At 62.1% G+C, this 14,461-nt stretch carries 16 protein-coding genes; 15 read left to right on the forward strand and 1 reads right to left on the reverse strand.

Annotated features, from left to right (window positions below; translation table 11 throughout):
- Positions 1 to 580 precede the first annotated feature (580 nt).
- Genes rluC through ACF8FG_RS02225 form a run of 3 tightly spaced genes read left to right on the forward strand, consistent with a single transcriptional unit; the run spans position 581 to position 3,211 of the window.
- Positions 581 to 1,537, forward strand: coding sequence for a 23S rRNA pseudouridine(955/2504/2580) synthase RluC (gene rluC / locus ACF8FG_RS02215; protein WP_003247149.1), 957 nt, complete (start codon positions 581 to 583; stop codon positions 1,535 to 1,537).
- A 3-nt stretch (positions 1,538 to 1,540) separates the two neighbouring features.
- Positions 1,541 to 2,215: an HAD family hydrolase gene (locus ACF8FG_RS02220; RefSeq protein ID WP_019437409.1), complete on the forward strand. Its 675-nt coding sequence runs from the start codon at positions 1,541 to 1,543 to the stop codon at positions 2,213 to 2,215.
- A 6-nt stretch (positions 2,216 to 2,221) separates the two neighbouring features.
- Positions 2,222 to 3,211 (forward strand): S49 family peptidase, encoded by a 990-nt coding sequence (locus ACF8FG_RS02225; protein ID WP_014591929.1) that lies wholly within the window; start codon positions 2,222 to 2,224, stop codon positions 3,209 to 3,211.
- Positions 3,212 to 3,419: 208 nt separating this feature from the next.
- On the opposite strand, the gene ACF8FG_RS02230 is transcribed toward ACF8FG_RS02225, so the two are convergent.
- Positions 3,420 to 3,998 (reverse strand): nucleoside triphosphate pyrophosphatase, encoded by a 579-nt coding sequence (locus ACF8FG_RS02230; protein WP_014591928.1) that lies wholly within the window; start codon positions 3,996 to 3,998, stop codon positions 3,420 to 3,422.
- 96 nt (positions 3,999 to 4,094) lie between these two features.
- Here ACF8FG_RS02230 and ACF8FG_RS02235 point away from each other — a divergent pair, with 96 nt between their 5' ends.
- The 12 genes from ACF8FG_RS02235 (at position 4,095) to ACF8FG_RS02290 (ending at position 14,015) form a co-directional block, all read left to right on the forward strand.
- The gene (locus ACF8FG_RS02235; RefSeq protein WP_010952934.1) at positions 4,095 to 4,622 is read left to right on the forward strand and encodes a YceD family protein; all 528 of its coding nucleotides are present in this window, start codon (positions 4,095 to 4,097) and stop codon (positions 4,620 to 4,622) included.
- 13 nt (positions 4,623 to 4,635) lie between these two features.
- Positions 4,636 to 4,818: a 50S ribosomal protein L32 gene (rpmF, locus tag ACF8FG_RS02240; protein WP_003247154.1), complete on the forward strand. Its 183-nt coding sequence runs from the start codon at positions 4,636 to 4,638 to the stop codon at positions 4,816 to 4,818.
- Positions 4,819 to 4,821: 3 nt separating this feature from the next.
- Positions 4,822 to 5,832 (forward strand): phosphate acyltransferase PlsX, encoded by a 1,011-nt coding sequence (gene plsX / locus ACF8FG_RS02245; RefSeq protein WP_019437406.1) that lies wholly within the window; start codon positions 4,822 to 4,824, stop codon positions 5,830 to 5,832.
- A gap of 127 nt (positions 5,833 to 5,959) precedes the next feature.
- Positions 5,960 to 6,898, forward strand: a complete 939-nt coding sequence (gene fabD / locus ACF8FG_RS02250; RefSeq protein WP_014591926.1) for an ACP S-malonyltransferase — start codon at positions 5,960 to 5,962, stop codon at positions 6,896 to 6,898.
- A gap of 15 nt (positions 6,899 to 6,913) precedes the next feature.
- On the forward strand, positions 6,914 to 7,654 hold the full coding sequence (fabG, locus tag ACF8FG_RS02255) for a 3-oxoacyl-ACP reductase FabG (protein WP_014591925.1): 741 nt from the start codon (positions 6,914 to 6,916) through the stop codon (positions 7,652 to 7,654).
- Positions 7,655 to 7,857: 203 nt separating this feature from the next.
- Positions 7,858 to 8,094, forward strand: a complete 237-nt coding sequence (gene acpP / locus ACF8FG_RS02260; RefSeq protein ID WP_003247161.1) for an acyl carrier protein — start codon at positions 7,858 to 7,860, stop codon at positions 8,092 to 8,094.
- 187 nt (positions 8,095 to 8,281) lie between these two features.
- Entirely contained in the window at positions 8,282 to 9,526 is a 1,245-nt protein-coding gene (gene fabF / locus ACF8FG_RS02265) for a beta-ketoacyl-ACP synthase II (RefSeq protein ID WP_014591924.1), read from the forward strand.
- A complete protein-coding gene (pabC, locus tag ACF8FG_RS02270) occupies positions 9,526 to 10,341 on the forward strand; it encodes an aminodeoxychorismate lyase (RefSeq protein WP_014591923.1) in 816 nt (271 codons plus the stop codon). Before fabF ends, pabC begins: the two co-directional genes overlap by 1 nt.
- Positions 10,342 to 10,345: 4 nt before the next feature.
- Positions 10,346 to 11,581: an endolytic transglycosylase MltG gene (gene mltG / locus ACF8FG_RS02275; RefSeq protein WP_014591922.1), complete on the forward strand. Its 1,236-nt coding sequence runs from the start codon at positions 10,346 to 10,348 to the stop codon at positions 11,579 to 11,581.
- Between the two features lie 9 nt (positions 11,582 to 11,590).
- Complete coding sequence (gene tmk, locus ACF8FG_RS02280) at positions 11,591 to 12,223, forward strand: dTMP kinase (protein WP_014591921.1); 633 nt, start codon at positions 11,591 to 11,593, stop codon at positions 12,221 to 12,223.
- The gene (locus ACF8FG_RS02285) at positions 12,216 to 13,202 is read left to right on the forward strand and encodes a DNA polymerase III subunit delta' (RefSeq protein WP_010952985.1); all 987 of its coding nucleotides are present in this window, start codon (positions 12,216 to 12,218) and stop codon (positions 13,200 to 13,202) included. The genes tmk and ACF8FG_RS02285 overlap by 8 nt, the downstream gene beginning before the upstream one ends.
- Before the next feature lie 30 nt (positions 13,203 to 13,232).
- The gene (locus tag ACF8FG_RS02290) at positions 13,233 to 14,015 is read left to right on the forward strand and encodes a TatD family hydrolase (RefSeq protein WP_014591920.1); all 783 of its coding nucleotides are present in this window, start codon (positions 13,233 to 13,235) and stop codon (positions 14,013 to 14,015) included.
- The last annotated feature ends 446 nt before the right edge of the window (positions 14,016 to 14,461 follow it).

A 14,461-nucleotide genomic window follows, 5' to 3' on the forward strand; every position in this document is an offset into this window, starting at 1 on the left:
CAAGCGGGCCTTGTGCACTCAGTCAGGAGGAGGAATCAACCGTCAGCCGTGGACGCCCGGAGGGCATCTGTTCAGGACCTTATCCGCTCACCAGCCGTCAGTGGGCTGGTGGCCGGACGCGGTGCTACACGGTCCGAGGGCTGTGCATCTCCACCCTGCACGTATCCCTGATAATTCGGGTGCTGCCGCGCGCTGAATCCGCAACGGGTTGCATTTTTCGCCAGCGCTGGTTCTGCGCTGGCGCCATTCATGTCCAAGGCAGGTATTTCCGAAGCATTCGCCGGGCGATGCGTGGAAGCGACTCGCGGGCAGAGGTGCAGCGAAAAGAATCGGGTAAGCAGGTGAAACACCGCACTTGTCGTTTTTTTTCGGTCTTCTCTACACGGCGCTGGTGGCGATTCCAGGCATTTCGGTAAACTGGCGAAAACCCCGTAGGACGGCCTCGCGTCCTGGAGAATTGCGAAGGTCAGGGACCGGCAAAGAGCCTGGTGCCGCTGGCCTGCCGCTTTTGGCGGCGTTCGCGACTATAGCAGCAATGATTAAGTGCTTCAATTCCATAAAAAATTGTTATGATCCCGCAATGACGACCAATACCCCTCCGACTTCCGGCGTTCAGCTGATCGAAGTCGCGCCGGAGCTTGCCGGCCAACGCATCGATAATTTCCTCATCACGGCCCTCAAGGGCGTGCCCAAGACGCTGGTCTACCGCATCCTGCGCAAGGGTGAGGTGAGGGTCAACAAGGGCCGCGTCAAGCCGGAGTACAAGATCCAGGCCGGCGACATCGTGCGGGTTCCGCCCGTCCGCTTGCCGGAGCGAGACGAGCCGGCGCCGGTGGCCCAAGGCCTGCTGCAGCGCCTGGAAGCCGCCATTGTCTACGAAGACAAGGCGCTTATCGTGATGAACAAACCGGCCGGCATTGCCGTGCACGGCGGCAGTGGCCTGAGCTTCGGGGTGATCGAGGCGCTGCGCCAGTTGCGCCCGGATGCCAAGGAGCTGGAGCTGGTGCATCGCCTGGATCGCGACACGTCTGGCCTGTTGATGATCGCCAAGAAGCGCAGCATGCTGCGCCACCTGCATGCCGCCCTGCGCGGCGATGGTGTCGACAAGCGCTACATGGCGCTGGTGCGCGGCCACTGGCCCACCTCGAAAAAGCAGGTCAACGCGCCGTTGCTCAAGAGCAACCTGCGCTCCGGTGAGCGCATGGTCGAAGTGAACGATGAAGGCAAGGAGGCGCTGACCCTGTTTCGCGTGCTGCGCCGCTTTGGCGACTTTGCCACCATTGTCGAGGCGCGCCCGATCACCGGTCGTACCCATCAGATTCGCGTGCACACCTTGCATGCCGGGCACATGATCGCTGGCGACAGCAAATACGGCGACGAAGACTTCAGTCGCGAAATTCGCGAGTTGGGTGGCAAGCGCCTGTTCCTGCATGCCTACGCGTTGACTGTACCGCTGCCGGACGGCGGTGAATTGAAGCTCGAGGCGCCTGTGGATGAGGTCTGGGCGAAAACCGTTGAACGTCTGAGTGCGTCCTGACCCATGAAAAAAGGCTATGAGCTACTGATCTTCGACTGGGACGGCACCCTGGCCGATTCCATTGGGCGTATCGTCGAGGCCATGAATGTCGCCGCAGAACGTGCCGGCGAGGCGCAGAGCAGCGACAATGCGGTCAAGGGCATCATCGGCCTGGCCTTGGACGAGGCGATCCACACCCTGTACCCGCACCTGGCGCCTGCAGAGGTTGCCAGCTTCCGCCAGCACTATGCCGATGTCTATGTTGCGCTGGATCAGCAGCCTTCGCCGTTGTTCGATGGTGTGGTCGAGTCGCTGGATGCCTTTCGCGCCGAGGGTTACCGCCTGGCGGTGGCCACCGGCAAGGCCCGTCGTGGGCTGGATCGGGTGCTCAAGGCCAATGGCTGGGAGCGGTTCTTCGACATCACCCGCGCCGCTGACGAGACCCGTGGCAAGCCACACCCGCTGATGCTTGAGGAAATCCTCGGGCATTGTGGCGTCGAACCGTCGCGTGCGCTGATGGTCGGAGATTCGGCATTCGACCTGCAGATGGCCAGCAATGCCGGCATGCATTCGGTTGCGGTTGGCTATGGTGCCATGTCGCTGCAGGCGCTGGCCGAGTTTGGCCCGCAGGTATGCATCGATCACTTTTCCCAGTTGCGCGAGTGGCTGGGTGGTTCCGCAATTCCATTTCCAAGGTAGGTAAGCATGGCAGACGAATGGAAAGCCCCTGAGGCCGAGCCCGGGGAGCGCGAAGAGCGCAACAGCTGGAGGCTGCTGGAAAAGACCTTGCTGGCCAGCGTGCAGGAGCAGCGACGGTCGCGGCGCTGGGGGATCTTCTTCAAGCTGCTGACCTTCGTCTACCTGTTTGGCATTCTGGCGTTGTTCTCGCCGCTGATGGACATGGACAAGGCCGCTTCGCGCAGTGCCAGCCATACCGCGCTGGTCGAAGTGCGCGGGGTGATTGCCGATCAGGAGGCTGCCAGCGCCGATAACATCGTCAAGAGCCTGCGCGAAGCGTTCAAGGACGACAAGACCAAGGCGGTGGTGATGCGCATCAATAGCCCGGGTGGCAGCCCGGTGCAGGCGGGTTACGTGTATGACGAAATCCGTCGCCTGCGTGCCGAATATCCCGCCATCAAGCTGTATGCGGTGATCGCTGACCTTGGTGCTTCCGGTGCCTATTACATCGCCAGTGCGGCGGACGAGATCTATGCCGACAAGGCCAGCCTGGTGGGTTCCATTGGGGTGACGGCGGCGGGTTATGGCTTTGTTGGCACCATGGAGAAGCTAGGGGTCGAGCGGCGTGCCTATACATCGGGTGAGCACAAGGCGTTCCTTGATCCGTTTTCGCCGGAAAAACCAGAAGAAACCCGGTTCTGGCAGGGCGTGCTGGATACCACGCACCAGCAGTTCATCGCGATGGTCAAGCAGGGGCGGGGCGAGCGCCTGAAGGATAAACAGCACCCGGAGTTGTTCAGCGGCCTGATCTGGTCGGGTGAGCAGGCCAAGGCGCTGGGGCTGGTGGATGGCTTGGGCAGTGCCAGCTATGTGGCGCGTGAGATCGTGGGCGAGAAGGAGTTGGTTGACTTCACCGTTCAGGAGTCGCCTTTTGATCGCTTCTCAAAGCGCGTGGGTGCCAGTGTGGCAGAGCACCTGGCGATGTGGATGGGGTTCCAGGGGCCGCAGTTGCGTTGAGTTCGTCGCAGTTCTTGTGGTGCCTGGCAGGTCGAGCGCCGCCCGCGCGGCGCATTGCGCGCAGGCTCGCTCATCGATCGGGGTGCCCAGCGGTGCGTTGTAGGAGCGGGTTTACCCGCGAATAGGCCGGACCCGCGGTCCAATATCCCCGATCGTTCACCCTCCCGGGCGGCGCTCGAACTGTCGGGCGCCAAAATCTCCAGCCAGGTTACGGAACCATCACCCCTTCCTTGGTCAGCATATCCACCAGCCGAATCAGCGGCAGCCCGATCAGGCTGGTTGCATCGCACCCATGGGTGCTCTGGAACAGGCTCACCCCCAACCCCTCCGCCTTGAAGCTCCCTGCGCAATCCAGCGGCTGTTCCGTCGCGACGTAGCGCTCCACGCGCTCGCGGCTCAATTCGCGCATCGTGACAGTAAACGGCACGCAATCCACCTGGCATTGCCCGGTGGCGCTGTTCAGCAGTGCCAGCCCAGTCAGAAAGCTCACCTGCTGCCCGCTACACTCCAGCAGTTGCTCGCAAGCCCGTTCGAAGGTGTGCGGCTTACCCAGCACCTGTTCGCCCAGCACAGCTACCTGGTCCGACCCGATAATCAGGTGCCCGGGATGGCTGCCCGCCAAGGCCTCGGCTTTTTGCCTGGCAAGGCGGCGTACCAGTTCAACGGCTGGCTCGTCTTCCAGGCGCTGCTCGTCTATATCGGGGCTTGCCCAGGTGAAGGGCAGATGCAGGCGAGCGAGCAGTTCGCGGCGATAGGCAGAGCTGGAAGCCAGTAACAAAGGAAGCATGGTAGACTCCGGGTTCGGTTGAACCAATTCTATCACGCACGATGCCGCCTAATTTCCTTTGACAGGGGCGGGGGGCATCCCTAGAATGCTGCGCCTATGTTGAATGACCCGATTCCACCTCACGTTGACCCGCGCAAATTAGCCGATCGTGGCGTAACCCTTAACGGTTCGCTGCAACTCGCTGATTTGGAAAGACTCTGCGACCCGCTTTCCGACAATGTCGGTACGGTGCAGGCGAAGTTCGATTTTGAACGAGATGAACAGCACGTGGTGGTAATCCACAGCGAGCTGGACGTCGAAGTCAAGATGGTTTGCCAGCGTTGTCTTGAGCTGGTCACCCTACCGATCCACAGCGAATGTACATACGCCGTGGTGAAGGAGGGTGCGAATACCCAGTCGTTGCCGAAAGGCTATGACGTGCTGGAACTGGGCGAAGATCCTTTGGATCTGCAGGCATTGGTCGAGGAGGAGCTTTTGCTCGCCTTGCCAATCGTGCCTGCTCATCATCCGGAAGAATGCCAGCAGCCGGCGGGCGCAGACGAGCCCGAATCGAGCAAGGACGAGGTATCGCGGTCCAACCCGTTCAGTGTTTTGGCGCAGTTAAAGCGTGACCCAAACGTTTAGGAGTTAATCAATTATGGCTGTTCAGCAGAACAAAAAATCCCGCTCTGCCCGTGACATGCGCCGTTCGCACGACGCTCTGTCGGAAAACGCGCTGTCGGTAGAGAAAACCACCGGTGAAGTTCACCTGCGCCACCACGTTTCGCCAGAAGGCGTATACCGTGGTCGTAAAGTGGTCGACAAGGGCGCTGACGAGTAATCCTTGTCCGCTCAGGTCATCGCGATCGACGCAATGGGCGGGGACTTCGGTCCCCGCAGCATTGTCCAGGCTAGCATTGCCTGCCTTTCGGCTACCCCCTCGCTCCATCTGACCCTCGTCGGTCAACCCTCCCTCCTTGAAGATCTCGTCAGTGGCCTGCCAGCTGCGGATCGCGCGCGCCTGCAGATTGTCGCCGCCAGTGAGGTAGTCGGCATGGACGAGCGGCCATCCCAGGCGTTGCGCGGCAAGCCGGATTCGTCGATGCGCATCGCCCTCGAACTGGTGCGCGACGGAAAAGCCCAGGCCTGTGTCAGTGCCGGCAATACCGGGGCGCTGATGGCGTTGTCGCGCTTCGTGCTCAAGACCCTGCCGGGTATCGACCGGCCGGCCATGGTGGCGGCGATCCCGACCCAGACGGGTTACTGCCAACTGCTCGATCTGGGCGCGAATGTGGACTGCAGTGCCGAAAACCTCTACCAGTTCGCGGTAATGGGCTCGGTGGCCGCTCAGGCCCTGGGTGTGCATCGGCCACGCGTGGCGCTGTTGAATATCGGTACCGAGGACATCAAGGGTAACCAGCAGGTCAAGCTGGCTGCCACGTTGTTGCAGAACGCCCGCGGCCTCAACTATGTCGGTTTCGTCGAAGGGGATGGCCTGTACCGGGGCGAGGCAGACGTGGTGGTGTGCGACGGTTTTGTCGGCAACATACTGCTCAAGTCCAGCGAGGGCCTGGCGACGATGATCGGTGCGCGCATCGAAAAACTGTTCAAGGGCGGTGCTTTTGCCCGCATTGCCGGGGCCGTTGCCATGCCGCTGCTCAAGCGTCTGCAGGCCGACCTGGCGCCGGCGCGGCATAATGGGGCGAGCTTCCTGGGGCTGCAGGGCATCGTCATCAAGAGTCATGGCTCGGCGGGCGTGCAGGGGTTTCAGAGTGCCATCCAGCGGGCGCTGATCGAAATTCAGGAAAACCTGCCGCAGCGGCTGCATGGCCGCCTTGAAGACCTGTTGCCTTAGGCATTTCGCCGATGAAGTGCTTAAATGTGACCGCTTGGTCTGTGTTTCCATCCAAGTTTTCAGATTCCGCGCCTGGCCTCGGGCTTGGCGCACACTATCCGACGACAAGATCATAAGGGCTTGTTCAATGTCTGCATCCCTCGCATTCGTCTTTCCCGGTCAAGGTTCCCAGTCGCTGGGCATGCTCGCCGAGCTCGGCGCCGAGAAGCCAGTGATCATCGAAACCTTCAAGGAAGCGTCCGAAGCGCTCGGCTACGACCTGTGGAAGTTGGTCCAGGACGGCCCGGAAGAGCAACTTAATCAGACCGACAAGACCCAGCCGGCAATCCTTACTGCGTCCATCGCACTGTGGCGCCTGTGGCTGGAAGAGGGCGGCGCCAAGCCTGCCTTCGTTTCCGGGCACAGCCTGGGCGAATACAGCGCCCTGGTCGCCGCTGGCAGCATCAGCCTGAAAGAGGCTGTTCGCCTGGTCGAGCGCCGCGGTCAGCTGATGCAGGAAGCCGTACCGGCCGGTCATGGCGCCATGGCTGCCATTCTCGGCCTGGACGATGCTGTGGTCGTGGAACTCTGCGCCGAAGCCGCTGAGGATGAAGTGGTCAGCGCCGTGAATTTCAACTCGCCTGGCCAAGTGGTGATCGCCGGTAACAAGGCAGCGGTAGATCGCGCCATGGAGCTGTGCAAGGCCAAAGGTGCCAAGCGCGCCCTGCCGCTGGCGGTCAGCGTTCCGTCGCATTGCGCCCTGATGAAGCCCGCCGCTGAGCGCTTTGCCGATTCGGTCAATGCCATCGAATGGAAGGCCCCGCAGATTCCGGTGGTGCAGAACGTCACTGCCGCCGTCGCCGCCGACCTCGATGCCCTCAAGCACGACCTGCTGGCACAGCTGTACCAGCCGGTACGCTGGGTCGAGTGCGTGCAGACCCTGGCCGCCAACGGTGCGGTCAACCTGGTCGAGTGTGGCCCGGGCAAGGTCCTGGCTGGCCTTAACAAGCGTTGCGCCGACGGCGTGACCACCTACAACCTCAACACCCCTGACGCCGTTGCTGCCACCCGCGCGGCACTGGCCTGATTTGGAGAAGCTTGCATGAGCCTGCAAGGTAAAGTTGCACTGGTTACCGGCGCCAGCCGTGGCATTGGCCAGGCCATCGCCCTCGAGCTGGGGCGCCAGGGCGCGACCGTGATTGGTACCGCCACTTCGGCGTCCGGCGCCGAGCGCATCGCTGCCACCCTGAAAGAACACGGCATCACCGGCACCGGCATGGAGCTAAACGTGACCAGCGCCGAATCGGTTGAAGCAGTACTGGCCGCCATTGGCCAGCAGTTCGGCGCGCCGGCCATCCTGGTCAACAACGCTGGTATCACCCGCGACAACCTCATGCTGCGCATGAAAGACGACGAGTGGTTCGATGTCATCGACACCAACCTGAACAGCCTCTACCGTCTGTCCAAGGGCGTGCTGCGTGGCATGACCAAGGCACGTTGGGGTCGTATCATCAGCATCGGCTCGGTCGTCGGTGCCATGGGTAACGCGGGTCAGGCCAACTATGCGGCTGCCAAGGCCGGTCTGGAAGGCTTCAGTCGCGCCCTGGCGCGTGAGGTGGGGTCGCGTGGCATCACCGTCAACTCGGTGACCCCGGGCTTCATCGATACCGACATGACCCGCGAGCTGCCGGAAGCTCAGCGCGAAGCCCTGCAGACCCAGATTCCGCTGGGCCGCCTGGGCCAGGCTGACGAAATTGCCAAGGTGGTTTCGTTCCTGGCGTCCGACGGCGCCGCCTACGTGACCGGCGCTACCGTGCCGGTCAACGGCGGGATGTACATGTAATACTGCAACTCAATGTGACGGGTTTCGTAAAAAAAGAGTCATACTGCGAGCCTAAAATCCGTTATAAAGCTGCAACCAGATTCCAGGCAGCGGGTGTGGTGACTAGCCTGAAGGTGCGTTTAGCTTGAAAAGCGAACGTCTTTCTATAAAATTAGCCACCGGCCAGCTGCCTGACATATATCCATTAGGAGTGAAAACTAGGTATGAGCACCATCGAAGAACGCGTCAAGAAAATCGTCGCCGAGCAACTGGGCGTCAAGGAAGAAGAAGTGACTGAGACTAAGTCCTTCGTCGATGACCTGGGTGCCGATTCGCTTGACACCGTTGAACTGGTGATGGCTCTGGAAGAGGAATTCGAGACCGAAATCCCTGACGAAGAAGCCGAGAAGATCACTACCGTTCAAGCTGCCATCGACTACGTCAAAGCCCACCAGGCCTAAGACGCTACAGTCGACGTTTCTTGTCGGGGAAAACCGCACTGCCTTCGCCGGCGTGCGGTTTTTTCTTTGCGAGCGCCTCGCATTTTTCAGGCGGCTTCGTTCACCGCGCACCAAGAGCCTGTTGCCATTTCATTCCAGCACTTGAATGCAATGGCAAGAGACTCTGTTATTAGAAAAGGAGAGTACTGTGTCGCGTAGACGCGTCGTGGTCACCGGTATGGGTATGCTGTCGCCACTGGGTACCGATGTACCGAGCACCTGGCAGGGCATTCTGGCTGGCCGCAGTGGCATCGGTCCGATCGAACACACGGACCTGTCTGCCTACTCCACCCGTTTTGGCGGCTCGGTGAAAGGCTTCGAGGTTGAGCAGTACCTGTCGGCCAAAGAGGCCCGCAAGCTCGACCTGTTCATCCAGTACGGCCTGGCGGCTGGTTTCCAGGCCGTGCGTAATGCCGGCCTGGAGGTCACCGATGCCAACCGCGAGCGTATTGGCGTGGCCATGGGCTCGGGTATCGGTGGTCTGACCAACATCGAAGAAACCAGCCGCACCCTGCACGATTCAGGGCCGCGCCGCATTTCGCCGTTCTTCGTGCCGGGTTCGATCATCAACATGATCTCCGGTTTCCTGTCGATCCACCTGGGTCTGCAAGGGCCGAACTATGCCATCGCCACTGCGTGCACCACCGGCACTCATTGCATCGGCATGGCCGCGCGTAATATCGCCTACGGTGAAGCTGACGTGATGATCGCCGGTGGCGCCGAAATGGCTGCTTGTGGTCTGGGCATGGGCGGTTTTGGCGCTTCGCGCGCACTGTCTACCCGCAACGATGAACCAAGCCGGGCCAGCCGCCCGTGGGACAAGGGCCGTGACGGCTTTGTGTTGTCCGACGGTGCTGGAGCCCTGGTGCTCGAGGAGCTGGAGCACGCCAAGGCCCGCGGGGCGACTATCTATGCCGAGCTGGTTGGCTTTGGCATGAGCGGCGACGCCTACCACATGACTTCGCCGCCCGACTCTGGCGAAGGCGCTGCCCGCTGCATGGCCAACGCCTTGCGCGATGCCGGTATCCAGCCGGAAGAAGTCAGCTACATCAACGCCCACGGCACTTCTACCCCAGCGGGCGATGTGGCCGAAGTGGCGGCGATCAAGCGCGTGTTCGGCGAACATGCCTACAAGCTGGCGGTCAGCTCGACCAAGTCGATGACGGGCCACCTGCTGGGCGCCGCAGGCGCGGTGGAAGCGATCTTCAGCGTGCTGGCAATCAATAGCCAGATGGCCCCGCCGACCATCAACTTGGACGAGCCGGACGAAGGGTGTGACCTCGACTTCGTTCCCCACCAGGCGCGCAGCATGCCGATCGACGTGGTGCTGTCCAACTCGTTCGGCTTTGGCGGCACCAACGGCTCGCTGGTATTCCGCCGGTTTGCCGACTGATGCACAGCTGGATCGACGGCCAGCCGGCGACTGCACTCAACCTGCAGAACCGCGGCCTGGCCTACGGCGATGGCTTGTTCGAAACCATCGCCGTGCGAGGTGCCCGGCCCAGCTTGCTGGACGGCCACCTTGCACGCCTGGCACTGGGTTGCCAGCGCTTGGCGATCAACACCGATCTGGCGCTGGTGCGCGACGAGCTGCTGCGTTACGCCAGTCAGCTGGGTGAGGGTGTCGTCAAACTCATCCTTACCCGTGGCGATAGCCAGCGTGGCTATGCGCCAGCTGTCGATGCAGCGCCGCGGCGTATCCTGCAAGGCAGCCCATTACCCCGTTATCCTGTCGAGCATGCCGAGCATGGCGTGCGTTTGTTCCCTTGCCAGACCCGGCTTGGGGAACAACCACTGTTGGCCGGCCTCAAACACCTTAACCGCCTGGAGCAGGTGCTGGCCCGTGCCGAATGGCAGGACAGCGACCATGCCGAAGGCCTGATGCGTGACGCGCAGGGCAGGGTGATCGAAGGGGTTTATAGCAATCTGTTTCTGGTGCGTGATGGCGTGCTGCTTACCGCCGATCTTAGCCGTTGTGGCGTGGCGGGCGTGATGCGTGCCGCACTGCTGGAGCAGGCCCCGCTGCTGGGTATTGCGGTGCACGTCTGCGACCTGTCGTTCGAGGCGCTTGAGCAAGCGGATGAAGTATTTGTTTGCAATAGCGTTTACGGCATTTGGCCCGTGTGTGGCGTAGCCACGCTAAACTGGTCGCCGGGCCCGCTCACTCGTAAACTGCAGGCCGTTGCCCGTACGTTACTGGAAACCTGAATTCGTGAGACGTAAATTCCTGCTGTTGCTGGAAATGGGCTTGATCCTTGCCGGCCTGGCGTTTGGCTGGTCGGCCTGGAAGGTCAACTCGGTCCTGGAGCAGCCTCTGCACGTCACGCAGGAACGCCTGCTGGATGTGCCCAATGGCACTAACCCCAACCGCATGTTCTACAGCATGCAAAGGGAAGGTTTGCTTGACGATGCTGTCTGGTTGCGTTTGTACTGGCGCTTCAACATGGCCGGCACCCCCCTGCACACCGGCGAGTACCGTCTTACCCCTGGCATGACCGTCGAGCAGTTGTTCGACGCCTGGCGCCGTGCCGACGTGGTGCAGTACAACCTCACCCTGGTCGAAGGCTGGACCTTCCGCCAGGTGCGTGCGGCCGTGGCCAAGCATGAAAAGATCAAGCATACCCTGGACGGCTTGTCGGATGCCGAGGTCATGGACAAGCTTGGCCATACCGGTGTATTCCCCGAAGGCCGCTTCTTCCCCGACACCTACCGTTTCGTGCGGGGTATGAGCGATGTCGAGTTGCTGCAGCAGGCCTACATGCGTCTGGACGAAGTGCTGGCCAAGGAGTGGGCCGAGCGTTCCACCGACCTGCCGTATCGTGATCCGTACCAAGCGCTGATCATGGCCTCTCTGGTCGAAAAGGAAACCGGCATTCCGCAGGAGCGCGGGCAGATCGCCGGTGTGTTCGTGCGGCGCATGCGCCTGGGTATGATGCTGCAGACCGACCCGACGGTTATCTATGGCATGGGTGAACGCTACAACGGCAAGATCACCCGCGCCGACCTGCGCGAGCCAACGCCCTACAACACTTACACCATGACTGGGCTGCCACCGACCCCGATCGCCATGGTCGGCCGCGAGGCGATTCACGCGGCGCTGAACCCGTCCAATGGCACCAGCCTTTACTTCGTCGCCCGCGGCGATGGCAGCCATGTGTTTTCCGACGACCTCGACGACCACAATTCGGCAGTGCGCGAGTTTCAGCTCAAGCGCCGGTCGGACTACCGCTCCAGCCCTGCGCCGCAGCAAGAGACCAAGCCAGGTGCTGATGATGCCGAACAGGCATCGGGCGCCGACGATGCGCAGCGCCCTGAGCCCCCAGCAGCGGACCCGTCAGCAGCGGACGAGCCAACTGCGCAGCCAGCCCCCGATGAAGCGCCCGCGCAGGATGCCCCTGCCGGCGGTGCGCAAGCGGCCGAGCGGCCGACGCCTGACGAACAACATTAAGGACTGCCTGTGAGCGGCTTGTTTATTACTTTGGAAGGCCCCGAAGGCGCGGGCAAGAGCACCAATCGCGACTACCTGGCCGCGCGCCTGCGCGAGCACGGCCTGGACGTGGTGCTGACCCGTGAGCCAGGCGGTACGCCGCTGGCGGAAAAGGTGCGTGAACTGTTGCTGACGCCCAGCGACGAAGGCATGGCGGCCGACACCGAGCTGCTGCTGGTGTTCGCCGCTCGCGCCCAGCACCTGGCACAGGTGATCCGGCCGGCGCTGGCCCGCGGGGCTGTGGTGCTGTGTGACCGTTTCACGGACGCCACCTATGCCTATCAGGGCGGCGGTCGTGGTTTGTCGGTCGAGCGTATCGCGGTTCTGGAGCAATTCGTCCAGGGCGACCTGCGCCCAGACCTGACCCTGGTCTTTGACCTGCCGGTAGAAGTGGGCCTTGCCCGCGCCGCCGCCCGTGGCCGCCTGGACCGATTCGAGCAGGAAGGGCAGGCCTTCTTCGAAGCGGTGCGCCAGGCATACCTGCAGCGCGCGCAAAGCGCGCCACAGCGCTACAGCCTGCTTGATGCGGCACAATCCCTGGAGGCGGTGCAGCGTGACATCGACGCACTGCTGCCAGGCATTCTGGAGCGTTGCCGTGGCTGAGGCCTACCCTTGGCAGCAGGCGCTGTGGCAGCAACTGGCCGGTCGCAGCCGGCACGCCCACGCTTATCTGCTGCATGGGCCGCAGGGTATTGGCAAGCGGGCCATGGCCGAGCGCCTGATGGCGCGCCTGTTGTGCCAGCAGCCGCAGGGCCTTGACGCTTGTGGGGCGTGTAAGTCGTGCCTGTTGCTCAAGGCCGGCAGCCACCCGGACAACTTCGTCCTCGAGCCGGAGGAGGCTGACAAGCCGATCAAGGTCGACCAGGTACGTGAGCTGGTGGCCTTTGTGGTGCAGACCGCGCAGCTGGGCGGGCGCAAGGTGGTGTTGATCGAGCCGGTGGAGGCGATGAATGTCAACGCCTCCAACGCCCTGCTCAAAAGCCTTGAAGAACCTTCCGGTGACACCGTGTTGTTGCTGGTGACGCACCAGCCCAGCCGACTGTTGCCGACGATCAAGAGCCGCTGCCAGCAGGTAGCCTGTCCGCAGCCCAGCCTGGCCCAGAGCCAGGCATGGCTGGCTGGCGCTTTACCCGACTGCGACGAGGTCGAGCGCGATGAGCTGCTGACGCTGGCAGCAGGTTCGCCATTGATGGCGGTCAGCCTGCAGGCGCAGGGTGTTCGCGAGCAACGCGCGCTGGTAACCGACGGGGTGAAGAAGCTGCTCAAGCAGCAGCAATCGCCCAGCCAGCTGGCCGATGCCTGGAGCGGTGTGCCGTTGTTGCTGCTGTTCGACTGGTTCTGCGATTGGACGCACCTGATCCTGCGCTACCAGTTGACCCAGGACGAAGAAGGGTTAGGCTTGGCCGATATGCGCAAGGTCGTGCAATACCTGGCGCAGAAGAGCCGCCAGGCCAAGGTGCTGGAGGTGCAGGCATGGATCCTCGAACAGCGCCAGAAGGTACTGGGCAAGGCCAACCTCAACCGCGCCTTGTTGCTTGAATCGCTGCTGGCTCACTGGCTGCAACTGCCGGGTGCCCGCTGATTTTCCATTTTTCATGTGTGCCGTTATCCCATGCTCGTAGATTCCCATTGCCACCTCGACCGTCTTGACCTCACTGCCCACCAGGGCTCCCTCGACGCTGCCCTGCAGGCGGCGCGTGAGCGTGGGGTCGGGCATTTCCTGTGCATTGGCGTCAGTGCCGAGAATGCGGGTGCAGTGAAGGCGCTGAGCGAGCAGTACGCTGACGTCGACTGCTCGGTGGGCGTGCACCCGCTGGACCTGGCCCCTGGCGAAACCCCGGCGTTGGAATGGTTGTTGCGCGAACTGGCCCACCCGCATGTGGTGGCGATTGGTGAAACCGGGCTGGATTACCACTACGAGCCGGAGGCTGCCGAGCTGCAGCAAGCCTCGTTCCGCCTGCATCTGGAGGCCTCCAGGCAGACCGGCAAACCGGTGATCGTGCATACCCGGGCGGCACGTGCCGATACCCTGGCGCTGCTGCGTGAGGCGAACCTGCCGCAAGCGGGCGTGCTGCACTGCTTTACCGAGGACTGGGACATGGCCAAGGCGGCGCTGGACCTGGGTTATTACATTTCGCTGTCGGGCATCGTTACCTTCCGCAATGCCGAAGCGTTGCGGGAAGTGGCGCGGCAGGTGCCGGTCGATCGCTTGCTGGTGGAGACCGATTCGCCCTACCTGGCGCCGATTCCGCATCGGGGCAAGCCGAACCTGCCGCAGTATGTGCGGGAGGTGGCGGAGTATGTGGCTTCGCTGCGTGGGGCCAGTTATGAGCAGTTGGCCGAGCAGACTACCGCCAACTTCAAGCGGCTGTTCCCGTTGGCGCGGGTGGATTGATTCACCGGGGTTAGCGATTGTGTGAGGGTCACAAGGTGCCTGCCACAGCCCTTGCAGCGCCTGTGAGATCGAGCGCCGCCCGCGCGGCGCTCGATCTCACAGGCGCTGAAAATCATGCGTCACGCACCCGACAGCCGTCACACCATCCTCCCCACAAAAACACAAAAAAAACCCGGGTTCTGGGGGAGGAATCCGGGTTAAGACCATTAGGAGTAAAACAAAGGTACGCGGTCCCTGAGCACCTTTATCGGCGCGCCACTGGGGGGGATGCGCCGCGCCAACACTTCAAGTATTGGTCAGGTTTGGCGCAGTGCCAGTGCATATTGGACGTTTTTTAAACAGATTTGGAATACGCCAACGTTTCATTCCTCCCGCAGCGTATGGCCGTATGCATCGTGAAACACAGACATGCGTGGATGATCCGTGCAATTTCCCGCAAGTTAGGC

Origin of the sequence: Pseudomonas sp. YQ_6 (genome assembly GCF_043103245.1) — a bacterium.
Lineage (GTDB): Bacteria > Pseudomonadota > Gammaproteobacteria > Pseudomonadales > Pseudomonadaceae > Aquipseudomonas > Aquipseudomonas alloputida.